The 15,756-nt window shown below is 67.7% G+C and carries 16 protein-coding genes and 1 other RNA gene; 10 read left to right on the plus strand and 7 right to left on the minus strand.

All coding sequences use genetic code 11. The features are described from left to right. Positions 1-22 precede the first annotated feature (22 nt). The 4 genes from cobC (at position 23) to GFS60_RS12425 (ending at position 4,155) form a co-directional block, all read left to right on the plus strand. Positions 23-1,057: an Rv2231c family pyridoxal phosphate-dependent protein CobC gene (cobC, locus tag GFS60_RS12410; RefSeq protein ID WP_159921587.1), complete on the plus strand. Its 1,035-nt coding sequence runs from the start codon at positions 23-25 to the stop codon at positions 1,055-1,057. Then, positions 1,054-2,202 (plus strand): Nif3-like dinuclear metal center hexameric protein, encoded by a 1,149-nt coding sequence (locus tag GFS60_RS12415; RefSeq protein WP_159921589.1) that lies wholly within the window; start codon positions 1,054-1,056, stop codon positions 2,200-2,202. Before cobC ends, GFS60_RS12415 begins: the two co-directional genes overlap by 4 nt. 88 nt (positions 2,203-2,290) lie before the next feature. Further along, the gene (locus GFS60_RS12420) at positions 2,291-3,028 is read left to right on the plus strand and encodes a zinc ribbon domain-containing protein (protein WP_159921591.1); all 738 of its coding nucleotides are present in this window, start codon (positions 2,291-2,293) and stop codon (positions 3,026-3,028) included. Then, positions 3,025-4,155, plus strand: a complete 1,131-nt coding sequence (locus GFS60_RS12425) for a bifunctional RNase H/acid phosphatase (protein WP_159921593.1) — start codon at positions 3,025-3,027, stop codon at positions 4,153-4,155. The genes GFS60_RS12420 and GFS60_RS12425 overlap by 4 nt, the downstream gene beginning before the upstream one ends. Positions 4,156-4,161: 6 nt before the next feature. On the opposite strand, the gene GFS60_RS12430 is transcribed toward GFS60_RS12425, so the two are convergent. Next, positions 4,162-5,397, minus strand: coding sequence for an SLC13 family permease (locus tag GFS60_RS12430; RefSeq protein WP_159921595.1), 1,236 nt, complete (start codon positions 5,395-5,397; stop codon positions 4,162-4,164). 7 nt (positions 5,398-5,404) lie between these two features. Continuing rightward, positions 5,405-5,932: a DUF1697 domain-containing protein gene (locus GFS60_RS12435; RefSeq protein WP_159921597.1), complete on the minus strand. Its 528-nt coding sequence runs from the start codon at positions 5,930-5,932 to the stop codon at positions 5,405-5,407. A gap of 77 nt (positions 5,933-6,009) precedes the next feature. Between GFS60_RS12435 and rnpB the strand changes: the two genes are divergently transcribed. Continuing rightward, positions 6,010-6,447, plus strand: an RNA gene (gene rnpB / locus GFS60_RS12440) — RNase P RNA component class A. A gap of 58 nt (positions 6,448-6,505) precedes the next feature. Beyond that, complete coding sequence (locus tag GFS60_RS12445; RefSeq protein ID WP_159921599.1) at positions 6,506-7,309, plus strand: alpha/beta fold hydrolase; 804 nt, start codon at positions 6,506-6,508, stop codon at positions 7,307-7,309. Positions 7,310-7,320: 11 nt separating this feature from the next. On the opposite strand, the gene GFS60_RS12450 is transcribed toward GFS60_RS12445, so the two are convergent. Together GFS60_RS12450 and GFS60_RS12455 are read right to left on the minus strand one after the other, a co-directional pair. Beyond that, positions 7,321-7,740: a MaoC/PaaZ C-terminal domain-containing protein gene (locus tag GFS60_RS12450; protein WP_109329134.1), complete on the minus strand. Its 420-nt coding sequence runs from the start codon at positions 7,738-7,740 to the stop codon at positions 7,321-7,323. Then, entirely contained in the window at positions 7,737-8,183 is a 447-nt protein-coding gene (locus GFS60_RS12455; protein WP_159921601.1) for an FAS1-like dehydratase domain-containing protein, read from the minus strand. Before GFS60_RS12455 ends, GFS60_RS12450 begins: the two co-directional genes overlap by 4 nt. Positions 8,184-8,564: 381 nt before the next feature. On the opposite strand from GFS60_RS12455, the gene GFS60_RS12460 reads away from it, so the two are divergent. Both GFS60_RS12460 and GFS60_RS12465 read left to right on the plus strand, forming a co-directional pair. Then, positions 8,565-8,750: a hypothetical protein gene (locus GFS60_RS12460; RefSeq protein ID WP_109329136.1), complete on the plus strand. Its 186-nt coding sequence runs from the start codon at positions 8,565-8,567 to the stop codon at positions 8,748-8,750. Positions 8,751-8,803: 53 nt separating this feature from the next. After that, the gene (locus GFS60_RS12465; protein WP_159927112.1) at positions 8,804-10,204 is read left to right on the plus strand and encodes an RNB domain-containing ribonuclease; all 1,401 of its coding nucleotides are present in this window, start codon (positions 8,804-8,806) and stop codon (positions 10,202-10,204) included. On the opposite strand, the gene pip is transcribed toward GFS60_RS12465, so the two are convergent. Genes pip through panB form a run of 3 tightly spaced genes read right to left on the minus strand, consistent with a single transcriptional unit; the run spans position 10,205 to position 12,545 of the window. Beyond that, complete coding sequence (gene pip, locus GFS60_RS12470; RefSeq protein WP_159927110.1) at positions 10,205-11,161, minus strand: prolyl aminopeptidase; 957 nt, start codon at positions 11,159-11,161, stop codon at positions 10,205-10,207. 19 nt (positions 11,162-11,180) lie between these two features. After that, positions 11,181-11,618, minus strand: a complete 438-nt coding sequence (locus GFS60_RS12475) for a hypothetical protein (protein WP_236603444.1) — start codon at positions 11,616-11,618, stop codon at positions 11,181-11,183. Between the two features lie 57 nt (positions 11,619-11,675). Continuing rightward, positions 11,676-12,545, minus strand: coding sequence for a 3-methyl-2-oxobutanoate hydroxymethyltransferase (gene panB / locus GFS60_RS12480; protein ID WP_159921603.1), 870 nt, complete (start codon positions 12,543-12,545; stop codon positions 11,676-11,678). Between the two features lie 182 nt (positions 12,546-12,727). On the opposite strand from panB, the gene GFS60_RS12485 reads away from it, so the two are divergent. Both GFS60_RS12485 and GFS60_RS12490 read left to right on the plus strand, forming a co-directional pair. Beyond that, complete coding sequence (locus tag GFS60_RS12485; RefSeq protein ID WP_159921605.1) at positions 12,728-14,296, plus strand: alpha/beta hydrolase; 1,569 nt, start codon at positions 12,728-12,730, stop codon at positions 14,294-14,296. 116 nt (positions 14,297-14,412) lie between these two features. Further along, positions 14,413-15,753: a glutamine synthetase family protein gene (locus tag GFS60_RS12490; protein ID WP_109329144.1), complete on the plus strand. Its 1,341-nt coding sequence runs from the start codon at positions 14,413-14,415 to the stop codon at positions 15,751-15,753. Positions 15,754-15,756 lie beyond the last annotated feature (3 nt).

Consider the following 15,756-nt stretch of genomic DNA (forward strand, 5'->3'; position numbering starts at 1 on the left):
TTGTCCCTTAGGCTCGACAGCTGTGGACATTCGTGCCGGTAGCCGGGAGAGCCTGCGTCATCACGGAGATGTGGAAGCGGGCCCAGGTCTGCTCGATTTCGCAGTGAACGTGCAAGGCGACGGCCCACCGGAATGGTTGCGCCGCCGCCTCGCCGACGCGCTCGGGAGTCTGGGCACGTACCCGACGGTGGCCGCCGACCTCGCCGCCCGCACCGCGGTCGCCGAGCGGCACGGACGGTCACCGGACGAGGTACTGCTCCTCGCGGGTGGGGCCGAGGGCTTCTCGTTGCTGCCCCGGCTCGGTGTGCGGCAGGCAGCACTGTTTCATCCGTCGTTCACCGAGCCCGAATGGGCACTGCGGGAGGCCGGGATTCCTGTCACGCAGGTACTGCTCGAGGATCCGTACCGACTCGAGCAGGCGCCGGTGCCCGACTCGGCGGACCTCGTCGTGGTCGGAAATCCGACCAATCCCACGTCGGTGCTGCACCCCGCCGAGGACATTCTCCGGTTGCGCCGTCCCGGCCGAATTCTTGTAGTCGACGAGGCCTTCGCAGACGCGGTGCCCGGTGAAGTGGAGTCGCTGGCCGGTCTGTCGCTGCCCGACGTCCTGGTGTTGCGCAGCCTCACCAAGACCTGGGCGCTTGCGGGATTGCGCTGCGGGTACGTCCTCGGGCCGCCCGAGCTTCTCCAGCGACTGCAGGTGGGCAGGGCCCACTGGCCGCTGGGAAGCCTGCAGGTGGAGGCGATAGCGGCCTGCAGTAGTGCCGCCGCCGTCGCCGCCGCCAGGGACCGTGCCGTGCTCCTGGGCTCCTGGCGGGACGACATGATCCGGCGACTGCGCGACCTCGGTGTGGCAGTGCACCAGCCCGCATTCGCTCCTTTCCTGCTGCTGCGACTTCCCGACGGCGAACTGATGCGCAAGCACCTCAGGGAGCGGGGCATCGCAGTCCGGCGGTGTGACACCTTCCCGGGGCTGGACGCGAACTTCCTGCGGGTCGCGGTGCGGCCCGGCGAGCAGACCGACGTCCTGATCGACGCGATGAAGGAGATCCTGTGAACCCTGTTCGTCTCCGTGACATCATCGCGGTCCTGGACGACGCCTATCCGCCGGCCCTCGCGGAGTCGTGGGACTCCGTCGGCCTGGTCTGCGGCGACCCCGAGGACTCCGTCACCACGGTGATAATTGCGGTGGACCCGACGGCTGCGGTGGTCGCAGAGGCCGTCGACGCGGGCGCCGACCTCCTCCTCGTCCACCACCCGTTGCTGCTGCGCGGTGTGGACACCGTCGGCGCGCACACGCCCAAAGGTGCGTTGATCCACCGGCTGATCAAGGCGGGCTGCGCCCTCTTCACCGCGCACACCAACGCGGATTCCGCAGACCCCGGCGTGTCCGACGCATTGGCGGAGGCGCTGGGTCTGAACGTCACCGGGCCGATCGAGCCGCAGCCCACCGAGCCACTCGACAAATGGGTGGTGCCGGTGCCGGTCGACGATGCTGCGAAGGTCCGCCGTGCGATGTTCGACGCGGGAGCAGGCAACATCGGCAATTACCGAGACTGCAGCTGGTCGGTCACCGGGCAGGGACAGTTCCTTCCGACGGAAGGCGCGCAACCCGCCCTCGGCTCGGTCGGGGAGCTCGAACTCGTCGAGGAGAGCCGGATCGAGGTGATCGCGCCGCGGCGGATCAGAGCGGGAGTGCTCGCCGCGCTGCGGGCCGCGCACCCCTACGAGGAGGTCGCGTTCGACGTCTTCGAGACCGCCACCTTTCCCGGACCACGCGGACTGGGCCGGGTAGGCGAACTACCCGAACCGGTGTCGCTGAAGACCTTCACCCAGCAGGTCGCCGACGCTCTTCCCGCAACGTCGTGGGGAGTGCGGGCGGCCGGCGACCCGGACGCGACGGTACGCACGGTCGCTGTGTGCGGGGGATCGGGCGACTCCTTCCTGGACGCCGTCGCCCGGTTGGGCGTCGACGCATATGTGACCGCGGACCTGCGTCACCATCCCGCCGACGAGCACCTGCGCGCTGGCGGTCCCGCGCTGATCGACGTCGCCCATTGGGCCAGTGAGCAGCCCTGGTGCGCGCAGGCGAAGGGCGTACTGGACAACGCCTTCGGTGACGGGCCCGGATGGCAGGCGCGGGTGTCGCAGGTACGGACCGATCCATGGTCGGTCGGCGCGACATCGGACTGCTCGCGGTAGCGCCGATCGACGCCCACGGCCGGGGTACGGTTGGCCTACACATCTCCAGAGAAGAACCCTTCACAGAAGACAGCAGGAGTTACCACGCGTGAACGTCGAACCACAGGTCCAGTCCAAGCTCCTCGACCTCGCCGGCGTCGATGCGGAGCTCTCGAGGATCGCCTACCGCCGCACCGCGCTCCCGGAACAGCAGGAAGTCGAGCGGCTCGAGGCCGAACGACTCACCCGCAAGGATGCGGCAGTGGCCGTGGAGATCATCCTGGACGACCTCGACCGCGACATTCGCAAACTCGAGGGCGAGGTCGACGCGGTGCGCAAGCGTGAGGATCGCGACCGCGCGCTGCTCCAGAGCGGCTCGGTGGGGTCGAAGCAGCTCACCGAACTCGAACACGAACTCGGCAGCCTGGTCCGACGGCAGGGTCTCCTCGAAGACGAACTGCTCGAAGTGATGGAACGGCGTGAAGCGTCCCAGTCCGATCACGACCATGCCGGTGCCCAGCTCTCGCAGATCGAGGACGAACTGATTGACGCACGACGCCGCCGCGACGATGCGGTGGCCGACCTCGATTCCGCGGAGCAGCGGTGCACGGCGGACCGGACCACACTGGCGGAGCAGCTCCCCGCCGACCTGATCGCGATCTACGAGAAGCAGCGTAAGCAGAACAGTGTCGGCGCGGCACTGCTGCAGGCGCGGAGGTGCGGCGCATGCCGTATCGAACTGGACCGCGGCGAGATCTCGCGCATCACCGCCACCGCACCGGACGTCGTGGTGCGGTGCCCGGAATGCGGGGCAATCCTGGTGCGTACCAAGGAGTCCGGTCTGTGAGTGTCGAGCGGGTGGTCGTCGAGGCCGACGGCGGGTCGCGGGGCAACCCCGGGCCGGCCGGCTACGGCGCCGTCGTGTTCGACTCGGCACACGGCACCGTTCTGGCGGAGCGGAAGGAAAGCCTCGGTGTCGCCACCAACAACGTCGCCGAATACCGGGGACTGATCGCCGGTCTCGGAGCGGCGGCCGAACTCGGTGCCTCCGCGGTCGAGGTACGGATGGATTCGAAACTGGTGGTCGAGCAGATGTCCGGGCGCTGGAAGGTCAAGCATCCGGACATGATTCCGTTGCAGCGACGCGCCGCCGACCTTGCCGGACAGTTCGAGCAGGTGACGTACACGTGGATTCCGCGGGCGGAGAACGCGCATGCCGACCGCCTCGCGAACGAGGCGATGGATGCGGCCGAGGGCGTGCCGTCTCCCACACTTTCCTCGGCGCCACCCTCCCCGGCGCCGGCGCCGGCGCCGGCGCCGGCGCCATCCAGCCCCGCCGCGCCGGGCTGGATGGACGCACACGGTGCACCCACCCGAATGTTGCTATTGCGGCACGGGCAGACGGCGTTGTCCGTCGACCGCCGCTACTCCGGGCGCGGCAACCCGTCGCTCACCGAACTGGGGCAGGCGCAGGCGGGGGGCGCCGCCAAACGTCTCGCCGGGCGCGGCGGAATCGCGGCGGTCGTCTCTTCCCCGCTGGGGCGCGCGCAGCAGACCGCGGCCGCGGCTGCCGAAGCGCTCGGGCTTCCCGTCACTGTGCACGAGGGTCTCACCGAAACCGACTTCGGGAAGTGGGAAGGGTTGACGTTCGCGGAGGCCGCGGCGCGCGACCCCGAACTTCACCGCAGCTGGCTGTCGGACACGTCTGTGCGTCCGCCGTCCGGGGAGAGTTTCGACGAGGTGCGCGAGCGGATCGAGCGGGTGCGGGAAGACCTGACCTCCTCCTACGCGGGCTCGACCATCCTCGTGGTCACCCACGTCACCCCCATCAAGACGCTACTCCAGCTGGCACTCGCTGCCGGACCGTCGCTGCTGTACAAACTGCACCTGGATCTGGCGTCGCTGAGCATCGCCGAGTTCTACCCCGACGGCGGCTCGTCGGTACGCCTGGTCAACGACACCTCGCACCTCTGACCCGGCTCACCGCAGGACCAGCCACAGCGCGGTGACGGAGGACAGCAGTGTCAGCGGCGTGGTGACGAGGCCCAGGACGGTGAACGTCCGCAACTCGGGCGGCGAACCGGCGCGCGCGGACACCCGCCGCCACAGCATGATGGCCAGCGAGCCGACGTAGGTGGGGTTGGGGCCGAGGTTGACACCCAGCAGCATCGCAAGAACCAGGCCGGGTGGGGCCTGAGTGCCCAGCCCGGCCAGCAGCAGAAGCGTCGCCGGAAGATTGTTGACGAGGTTGGCCGCCACCGCCGCCACCACGGCCATTCCGAGCAAGCCGAGGAAGGTGGCGCCGGTGGGAAGCCGCTCGCTGATCCACTGACCGATCGGACCGTTCGCCACCCCCGCCACCACGACGCCGAGGAGAAGGACGAACAGGCAAAACCACGCGTCCAGCGCGTAGAGGATGTGACGGATCCTGGTTCGCCCCTCGCGCAGGGCGAGGACACCCAGAGCGAACGCTCCGAGAGCCGCCACCCATGCCGGGGCGACGTCGACGACGCCGGACACAGCGAAACCCGCCAGCGTTGCCCCCACGATCGCCAACGCCGCAGTAGGTGCGGGTACATCGCGTTCCGCCGCCGGTTCGGCGCCTCGCCGAGCGAGTAGTTCCCGCCGGAAGAACGCACGGAACAGCGCCAGTTCGACGCAGACCGACACGATCCAGGGCAGCGCCATCACCGCGGTGAAGTGGAGAAAGGTCAACCCCGTCGCGGAAAACGCGATGAGGTTGGTCAGGTTGGACACCGGCAGGAGTGTCGACGCGGTGTTCGACAGATGCGCCGTGGCATACGAATGTGGCCGTGGGTCCATCTGCAACGCACGTGCCGTGGCGATGACCGCAGGCGTCAGAAGCACCACCGTGGCGTCGAGACTCAGGACCGCCGTGGTGAGCGCGGCGGCGCCGAACACCAGCGTCAGCAAACGTGTCGGCTCTCCTCGCGCGCCGCGCCGTAACCGGCTCGCGATCCAGGCAAATACACCCATCGCGTCCGCCAGGTGCGCCAGGACGAGGATTGCGGCGAGGAACCCGACGGTCGGCGCCATCTCCCGTATTTCGTCCCAGGCCTGCGACGGCGTCACCAGACCCACCCCGACGGCGACGGCAGCGGCCGGGGCGGCCACCACCACCTCGGGGAGGCGGTACGGGCGGACGACCGCGAACAGGAGGACTACGGCGACCAAGGCCGCTGCCAGAACTGTCACCGCCGAATTACTTCAACAGCTTCTGCAAGGTGCGGAGATTGCGAGTCGTCGTGGACCCCTTGAGCCGCGGTGTGCCCGTGCTCTTGCCGAACGCGCTCTTCAGCGTCATCCCGCGTTCGACCTCCCAGTACAGGACCCCGTTCCCGGCCTGGACTCGCTCGACTGCCGGATCCAGTTCCTCGCCCTTGGCGATCAGCCCCGCGAGAACGTCGGGATCAGGCGTCACGAGCACGTACGGATGCCAGCCTTCCCGCTCGGGATCGAACGGGTAGTCGTCGACGATCCTTCGGACCGTCTCGAGGTCAAAAACGAAAACCCATGCGTCGTAATGGAACTCGGCCCTCAAGGCCTTCTCGATCTCGCTCTTCAACGTGGGGACGTCGGTGCGATCGGAATCGAACAGCACGTTGCCGGACGCGAGCACCGTCTTCACGTTCTCGAAACCCAGATCGCTGAAGGTGCGGCGCAGATCCACCATCTTGATGTTGATGCCACCCACATTGATCCCACGCAGAAGGGCGACGTATCGAGTCATGAGTCCGACCATAGTGCGAAGGCACGACACCGCGAGTTCGGAGGCCGAGCGCGTGACGCGTATCCTGATCGGGCGGACGAGTTGGCCGGGCGGCCGCGGCACGGGGAACCAGCATGCAGATGCACAGGCCCCGGGCCGAGGAAAGTCCGGACTCCACAGAGCAGGGCGGTTGTTAACGGCAACCCGAGGTGACTCGCGGGACAGTGCCACAGAAAACAGACCGCCGACGTCACACCCCTTCGGGATGTGCGTCGGTCAGGGTGAAACGGTGCGGTAAGAGCGCACCAGCACCCCGGGTGACCGGGGTGGCTAGGTAAACCCCGCCCGGAGCAAGGTTGAAGACCGCACCAGGCCTTTCGGGGTCCCGGTGCGGTTGCGCAGGTGTTCGAGGGCTGCTCGCCCGAGCCTGCGGGTGAACCGCTCGAGGTACCCGGCGACGGTGTGCCCAGATGGATGGTCGCCACCCGGCATTTCGGTGCCGGGGACAGGATCCGGCTTATACGCCAACTCGTCCGCGCTCCTCGTTTCTCCGGGAGCTGTAAGTGTTACCGGTGGGAGCGCTAACATCTGCCCATGGACTTGCCTCATGACATCGCCGGCTCCGGCCCCACGCTCGTCCTCGTGCACGGCGTGGTGCATCGCCGCCAGGCGTGGAACGCCTTGCTGGACCAGTTGACGCCATATCGCCGGGTGGTCACGGTGGATCTTCCGGGCCACGGGGAGTGCCCGGCTCTCGAGCACGACGGTGTGGATGCGATGGCCGCCCTCCTCGAGGAGCTGAGCGGGTTCGTCCGGTCGGTGACGCCGCCGGGAGAACGCGCACACATCGCCGGGAACTCTCTCGGGGGCTGGCTTTCCCTCGCGCTCGCGGCCAGGGGTGAGGTGGCCTCCGCCACCGCCCTCTCGCCGGCCGGGTTCTTCGTCAACAAGGCCGATCAGGCGCGCACCATCTACACCTTCCGTGCGCTCCGCAAGGTGGCGAGGGCAATGGGGGAGAATGCGCCGAAGGCGCTGAGCTACCGCGCAGTCCGCTATCCGTCGCTGGCCGCCTTCTTCGCCAGGCCGAGCCACGTACCGTACGAGGATGCCGTGATCGACGCCCGATCCCTCACCACCAACGTGTTGGTCGACCAGGGACTGACGGCGTCGTTCGCGCTGCCGCCCGTCGTCGACGCCACCGTCCCCGTCACCGTGGCGTGGGGCCGGCGCGACCTCATCCTGCCGGTGTATCAGGCGCGACGCGTGCGCAAATCCTTCCCGCAGGCCCGGCTACTGGTGCTCCCCGGAATCGGTCACGTTCCGATGAGCGACGACCCCGATCTCATCGGCACCATTCTGTTGGGCGGCAGCTCGGCGACATCCTCTGCGCCGCGCTGACCGGTACGCCCTCAGCGAAGCGAAATCCACACCTGGGACTTGCCCAGCACCGTATGGCCGTCGCAGGTCACGGTCAGATCGATCCGGGCGCTGCCGGCTTCGTCGTCCACGCGAGCGGCCTTGGCGACCACATCGACGACCGCACCGTCCTCGGCATGAACGATGACCGGCTTCGTGAAGCGGGCCCGGTAGCCGGTGATTCGCGCAGGGTCGCCGAGCCACTCGACGACGCACTGAGTGGCGAGCCCCAGCGTGAGCATCCCCTGAGCCAGGACACCGGGAAGTCCGACCGTCGCGGCGACGTCGTCCCGATAGTGAATCGGATTGAAGTCGCCGGAGGCGCCGGCGTAGCGAACCAGTGATTCGCGGGTCAGGTGGTATCGCGCCTTGACGACAGTGTCGCCCAGCAGGATTCGCTCGGGCGAACTCACTGGTCACCTCGCACGAAAAGGCTGGAGGTCATGGTGCTGACCACAGCACCGCTCGCGTCGGTGATGTCGATGCCGGCCACGATGAGGGTGTGGGGACCTCTCGGGGCCACCTCGGTCACGGTCAATACCGCCGACAACTCGTCGCCGGCGACTACGGGGCGGAAGGACGACGCCTGTTCAGTGCTGTGCACCAGGTTGACGGGCTCGATTCCCGTGGTCGGATCGGCGACCAACTGTGCGAGGGCCCGCTCCTGCACGATGACGGGAAATGTCGGCGGCGCAACGAGATCAGCGTGTCCGGCGGCTCGGGCGCGTTCCACGTCGTAGGACGTCGGGTTGGTGGCGAAAACGGCCCGTGCGAACTCGCGAATCTTCTCACGGCCGACGAGGTACGGCTCGGTGGGCGGATAGACCCGTCCCTCGATCGCTCGATTGACTGCCATCATGACAGCGTAGAGAGACTACGGGCGCCGGGCGCAGTGAAACGGCCGGAACTCTACGCCTCCGGCAACGGCGAAGCCCCCGCCGAGAAGTTCGGCGGGGGCTTCGTTCGAATCAGCTGACCGGCATCCCGTCAGACGGGATCGACCATCAGAAGCTGGGCCCAGTAGGAGGCGCCTTCGGCGCCGAGGTAGGGAAGTAGCTGATCAAAAATGATCGTTGACATGCTCGCTCCATTCTCTGTTCGGGCACTGCACGCGGGACACGCTGCCACGACACCGCACGTACCGGCGCCGGGGAACGAATCACCGGACAGGCCCCGAGGGTAACAGTCTGAGCATGATCCACAACTCCAGACGTCCCGCCGGTGCGACACTGGGAACATGACTGACGAAGATCAACTCTGGTACTACAACGTCGACGACGGATCCGTCACGCAGGGGAAGGCGGCTTCGTCGATGTCCAGGATGGGCCCGTACCCCGACCGGGCTTCGGCCGAGAAGGCGCTGCAGATCGCCGCCGAGCGGAACAAGGCGGCTGACCGCGCCGAAGAGGAATGGAACAACTGACAGCGCGCACCGTCAGGGTGCCTACGGCGTGAAAGGGGCTACCTACGGTGCCGATCACTCGCTTTCTCGCGCACGGGATCGATTTCGGTGCCGTGCGCGAGGAGTTCAACCTTCCGCACGGTTATCCGCCCGAGGCGGTGGCCGAGGCCGTGCGGGCTACGGACCGGTGTTCCGCCGAGCGTGAGGACCGCACGGATCTGCCCCTCGTGACCATCGACCCGCCGGAGTCGATGGACCTGGATCAGGCCCTCCACCTCGAGCGCACCGCGGACGGATTCGTCCTGCACTATGCGATCGCGGACGTCGGCGCCGTCGTCGAACCCGGTGGTGCCCTGGAGGTGGAGAGCCGCAAGCGGGGCCAGACGTTCTACCTGCCGGACGGCAAGGTTCCGTTGCACCCGAAGGAGCTGTCGGAGGGGTCGGCGAGCCTCCTGCCGGACCAGATCCGCCCCGCAGCCCTGTGGCGGATCGAGCTCGACGAACAGGCAGCACCGGTGTCGTGGACGGTATCCCGCGCGACCGTCCGCTCGGTGGCGCGGCTCGACTATGCCGGGGTCCAGGCGGATTCGGATGCGGGCCGATTGCACCCGTCCATCACCTCGCTGCCCGAGTTCGGCCGGCTTCGCGCCGCAGCCGCGGTGGCGCGCGGTGCCATCGAGCTGCGACTTCCGGAACAGGACGTGGTACCGGACGGCGAGGGGTGGCGCATCGATCTGGCGCCGCGCACCGAGGCCGACGACTGGAACGCCGAGGTGTCCTTGCTCACCGGAATGTGCGCCGCTGCCATGATGATCGACGCGAGGATCGGGCTGCTGCGGACGTTGCCGCCCGCCGGACCCGACGCCGTCGCCGCGTTGCGACGCACCGCGGCGGCACTGGGCATCGAGTGGCCACGCGACGTCGGTGTGGGCGAAATGCTGGCCGGGCTGGACCCCAATTCGGCGCCGACGCTCGTGTTGATGACCGAGGCCCCGTCCTTGCTGCGCGGCGCCGATTACGCCGCTTTCGACGGCAGCGTTCCGGAGCTCACCGTGCATGCGGCGATCGGCGCCCCGTACGCACACGTGACCGCACCGCTGCGGCGGCTGTCGGACCGCTATTCGACGGAAGTGTGCCTGGCCATAGCGTCCGGCGCCGCGGTCCCGACGTGGGTGCGAGGCGCGCTGGGGTCGATGCCCGAGATCATGGGCGGCTCCGACACGCTGGCCGGGAAGGTGGAACGCGCCTGCATCGACCTTGCCGAGGCGACAGTGCTCGCCGACCGGGTGGGGGACGTGTTCGATGCGACCGTTCTCCGCTCACGCAACGGCAAGCGCACCGCCGACGTGTTCGTCCCTTCCGTGTCGGTGATGGGCAAGTGCGTCGGGGATCCCGCGGAAGGGGAGCAGGTCAAGATCCGGCTCGTCGCCGCCGACGTCCACAAGCGGTCCGTCGAGTTCAGCTACCCGGCGTAGTTACGGGCGGAACCGGTCGGTGGCCCGTACCAGACGGTCGACGATCCCCGGCTCCATCGCTGAATGACCGGCATCGCCGACGATGTCGAGCTGCGAGCCGGGCCACGCCTGGTGCAGCGCCCACGCGCTCGTCGCCGGGCATACCACGTCGTAACGACCCTGCACGATCACCCCGGGAATCCCCTCGAGCCTGGCAACATCACGCAACAACTGTCCCTCGTCGAGGAACCCGCGGTGATGAAAATAGTGGTTTTCGATGCGGGCGAACGCGAGTGCGAACCGAGGCTCCGAACTCTCGGCGATCCGCTCCGGCTTGGGCAGGAGCGAGCTGGTCGCCCCTTCCCAGGCCGACCACGCGATCGCGGCCCGCGTCGCAATCTCCACATCTTCGGCGTGCAGCAGCCGGTGGTAGGCCTCCACCAGATCGCCGTCCCGCTCTTGCTCGGGAACAGGCGCCAGGAACTGCTCCCACCGTTCCGGAAAGAGATGTGCGGCACCGCCGTTGTAGTACCAGTCGATCTCGCTGCGCCGCAGCAGGAAGATTCCTCGCAGCACCAATTCGGTGACCCGGTGCGGATGCTTCTGCGCGTAGGCGAGGGCCAGGGTGGAACCCCACGAACCGCCGAACACCTGCCACCGCTCCACGCCCAGATGATCACGCAGCATCTCGATGTCCGAGAGCAGGCGGTCCGTCGTGTTCACCGACAGATCGGCCCCGTCGGCGACGTGTGGTGTGGAACGACCACACCCGCGCTGGTCGAACAGAACGATCCGGTACGCGGCTGGGTCGAAGAACTGCCGATACGCAGGATCGGTGCCGCCGCCCGGGCCGCCGTGCAGGAAGACGACGGGCTTTCCGTCGGGATTGCCGCTCAGTTCCCAGTACACCTGCTGGCCGTCACCCACATCGAGATGCCCGAACCGGAAGGGTTGGATCTCGGGGTAGAGAGTGCGCAGGTCCTGCTCGCCGGACACCTCAGAACCCGATCAGGCCGGACGCCAGATCGGGTATCTCCAACGCGGTCACGGCTTCCTGACGGATGTCCGGGCAGGCCGCCGTCGTGATCACGTCGATGCGACCGCGATCCTGCAGGAAGTCGAGGGCATTGAGGTTGTTCTGCGCGATCCACGTGCCGACCAGCCCGTTGAGTCCGGTCTTCCCGATGGTCGGCGTGTACGTACGCCAGCTCTGCAGCTGCCCCTCGAGATCCCGGCACAACTGGGTGGCCTGGGCCTCGGTCACTCCGCCCGGGACCGCAGCGACTCCCGGCGGGGCGGCGCGGGAACTGGTGGGAACAGCGGATTGGGGCGCGGGTGCGGTGCCCTGTCCCGCGCACCCCGTGAGCGCGGCGAGTGCGACCGCCCCGGCCGCGAGTGCGGCCGGGGCGGCGACGGTGGCCGGTCTGCGACGCACGTCGTACTCGCATGAACACCTCTCTCGAATTGTGGAGCCGAACCGGATGAGAAGAGATCAGAAGCTGTGCTCATCCGCGGGGAAGGCGCCCGAACGTACCTCGTCTGCGTAGGCCGCGGCTGCCGCGCGGAGCTCCTCACCGACGTTGCCGAAGCGCTTGACGAACTTCGCCGTCTTCCCGCTGGTGTAACCGGCCATGTCCTGCCACACCAGCACCTGGGCGTCGCATTCGGCGCCGGCACCGATGCCGACCGTGGGGATGGTGAGCTTGCGGGTGACCTGCCCGGCGATTTCCGCGGGCACCATCTCCATGACGACCGAGAAAGCGCCTGCTTCCTGGACGGCGATGGCGTCGGCCACCAACTGCTCGGCCGCGTCACCTCGGCCCTGCACCCGGAAGCCGCCGAGTGAGTTGACGCTCTGCGGAGTGAAGCCGACGTGGGCCATGACGGGAATACCCGCGGCGGTAATTGCGGCGATCTGGGGTGCGACGCGTTCGCCGCCCTCCAACTTGACGGCGTGGGCCAGGCCTTCCTTCAGGAACCGGGTGGCGGTGGCCAGGGCCTGCTCGGGCGAGCTCTCGTAGCTGCCGAACGGGAGGTCGGCCACGACGAGGGCGTGGGGTGCGCCGCGAACGACACCTCGTACCAGGGGAAGCAGTTCGTCGACGGTGACCGGAACGGTGGTCTCGTACCCATAGACGACGTTGGCGGCGGAATCGCCGACCAGCAGGACCGGGATGCCGGCTTCCTCGAAGATGCGGGCGCTGGAGTAGTCGTAGGCGGTGAGCATCGCCCAGCGTTCGCCTTCGGCCTTCATGGCCTGCAGGTGGTGGGTCCGGGTCTTGCGTCGGGGTGCGTCGGGGGAGGGGGCTGATCCGTAGAGCCGATTCTCGGACGTGCTCTCGGAAGTCTTGCTATCGGACATCGTTGTCCCTTTCTGGCCTCGAGGCCCTTGGCGGGTCCCCGGGTGCGGGTGATGACGCCTACAGTCTGCCACCGGGCCATGGGGGTGCGAACCCCCGGCGCAGGTGCGATAGGTCACATCGATCTCCGGGGTCTGACCTGCCCTCGAGGCACGCACCCGGTGAACCCTGGCACGATCGTCGTATGTCTCGCAGTGCTCGCGTGCCGGCCGCGTTCGCGGGTGCCGTCGCCGTTGTCCTCGTCTTCGCAGGATGCAGTGGGAGTGGAGGGGATTCCGGCGAGGCCGTCGCCGAGCCCTCGCCTTCTGCGGCGTCGCCGGGAGCGTCCGCTCCCGACGGACTGGAGGCCTTCTATACGCAACAGGTGAATTGGGGTTCGTGCGAGGGATACAGCACGGACGGCACACCGCTCGGGGACAACCTCGACTGCGCCAAGGTGACCGTGCCCAACGACTACGCGGACCCGGGCGGCGCCACGGCGCAGATCGCGATCTCCCGTTCGCGGGCGGGTGGACCGAAACTCGGGTCTCTTCTGGTCAACCCCGGCGGTCCCGGGGCATCCGGTCTGGCTCTGGCATCCGTGGCCGACGGCACCGAACTCGCCGAGAAGTTCGACGTCGTCGGATTCGACCCGCGCGGTGTCGGCGCATCCACCCCGGCAGTGACCTGCTTGACCGACCCAGAGGTGGACGCCAAGCGGAGGGACGACGACGTCGACATGAGCCCTGCCGGGATCGCGCAAACCGAAGCGGAGAACCGTGATTACGCGGCCAAGTGCGCAGAGCGGACAGGTCCGGACGTACTGGCCCACGTGGGCACCTACGACGTCGTCCGCGACATGGACGTCATCCGGGCAGTGCTCGGCGACGCGAAGCTGAACTACCTCGGATATTCCTACGGCACCCGGCTGGGGTCCTCCTATGCGGAGACGTTCCCCGGCAACGTGCGGGCGATGGTGCTCGACGGCGCCCTCGACCCCGAGCAGGATCCGACCGACGAGGTCATCTTGCAGGCCGAAGGCTTCCAGAAGGCATTCGACGCCTTCGTCGCGGACTGCATGAGGCAGCAGGATTGCCCCCTGGGCACCGACCCGGCGAAGGCCGACGAGAACTTTCGCGCTCTGGTCGATCCGCTGATCGCGAAGCCGGCGGCCACGACCGATCCACGAGGACTCAGCTACACCGACGCGATCACCGGCGTCCAGCAGGCGCTGTACTCACCCAACCTGTGGGGACCGCTGCGCGGCGGATTGCAGAGTCTGCGGACGGGCACCGGGGATTCGCTGCTGATGCTGGCCGATCTGTACGAGGGCCGGGCGGACGACGGCAGCTACTCGAACCTCAACGACGCTTTCAACGCCATCCGGTGCGTGGACGATCCGCCGGTCACCGATCGCGCGAAGGTCGGCGAGGCCGATCTGCGGTACCGGCAGGCGGCTCCGTTCCTCGACGACGGTCGCGGCACGGGCAACGCGCCGCTCGACGTCTGCGCGTTCTGGCCGGTACCGAGCACGGGTGCACCGCACACGGTGGACGCCCCCGGAATCCCGACGATCGTAGTGGTCTCGACCACAGAGGATCCGGCCACTCCCTATCAAGCGGGAGTGGACCTGGCGAAGCAGATGAACGGCGCGCTGATCACGTACCGGGGCACTCAGCACACCGTCGTTCTCGATGGCGAAGCATGCGTCGACGACGCCGTCATCGACTATTTCGTGACCCTCGAGCCGCCGCCCGCCGACCTCACCTGTTGACACGCGCGTCCGCGGCGAGGGGTCGAGGTGGCCACACGCTGGCACGATGCGGAATCGTAGCCGGGTGAATTCACGAAGTAACACAGATTTAACGAACTTTGCTTACTCTCGCGGACATGGATCGCCAAAAGGAATTCGTGCTTCGCACCCTGGAAGAGCGCGACATTCGGTTCGTCCGATTGTGGTTCACGGATGTTCTCGGATACCTGAAATCGGTGGCGATCGCCCCCGCGGAACTGGAAGGTGCCTTCGAGGAGGGCATCGGCTTCGACGGATCCGCGATCGAAGGGTTCTCGCGGGTGTCCGAAGCCGACACCGTCGCGAAGCCGGACGCCTCCACGTTCCAGGTTCTGCCCTGGAGCTCGAGCAAGGGCCATCAGCACTCCGCCCGCATGTTCTGCGACATCGCCATGCCCGACGGGTCCCCGTCCTGGGCCGATTCGCGGCACGTGCTGCGACGGCAGCTGAACAAGGCCAGCGACCTCGGCTTCAGTTGCTACGTGCACCCCGAGATCGAGTTCTTCCTGCTCGAGAACGGGCCGATCGACGGCACGCCGCCGAAGCCCGCAGACTCCGGTGGGTACTTCGACCAGGCAGTCCACGACTCTGCCCCCAATTTCCGCCGCCACGCCATCGACGCGCTCGAGTCGATGGGAATCTCCGTCGAGTTCAGCCATCACGAGGCGGCCCCCGGCCAGCAGGAGATCGACCTGCGGTATGCGGATGCCCTGTCGATGGCCGACAACGTCATGACCTTCCGGTACGTGGTGAAGGAAGTCGCCATTGCCGAGGGGGTGCGGGCCACGTTCATGCCCAAGCCGTTCAGCGATCAGGCCGGCTCGGCGATGCACACGCACATGAGCCTGTTCGAGGGCGACACCAACGCGTTCCACAACCCGGACGATCCGATGCAGCTGTCGGAGACCGGGAAGGCGTTCATCGCCGGCATCCTCGAACACGCCAATGAGATCAGTGCGGTCACCAATCAGTGGGTGAACTCGTACAAGCGGCTCATCCACGGTGGAGAAGCTCCGACTGCGGCCTCCTGGGGTCCGTCGAACCGGTCGGCGCTCGTGCGTGTCCCGATGTACACGCCCAACAAGGCGTCGTCGCGTCGCGTCGAGATCCGCAGCCCAGACTCGGCGTGCAACCCGTATCTCACCTTCGCGGTCCTGCTCGCTGCGGGACTGCGCGGTATCGAGAAGGGTTACGCACTGCCGCCGGAGGCCGAGGACGACGTGTGGGCGTTGACATCGGCCGAGCGGCGCGCCATGGGGTATCGCGAACTCCCCGGGAACCTCGACGGGGCGCTGCGGGAAATGGAGAAGTCCGAACTGGTCGCCGAAGCACTCGGTGAGCACGTGTTCGACTTCTTCCTCCGCAACAAGCGTCGCGAGTGGGAGGAGTACCGCAGCCACGTGACGCCGTTCGAACTCAAGACGTATCTGGGGTTGTGAGCA

Source organism: Rhodococcus sp. WAY2, assembly GCF_009859915.1.
Classification (GTDB): Bacteria; Actinomycetota; Actinomycetes; order Mycobacteriales; family Mycobacteriaceae; genus Rhodococcus_F; species Rhodococcus_F oxybenzonivorans.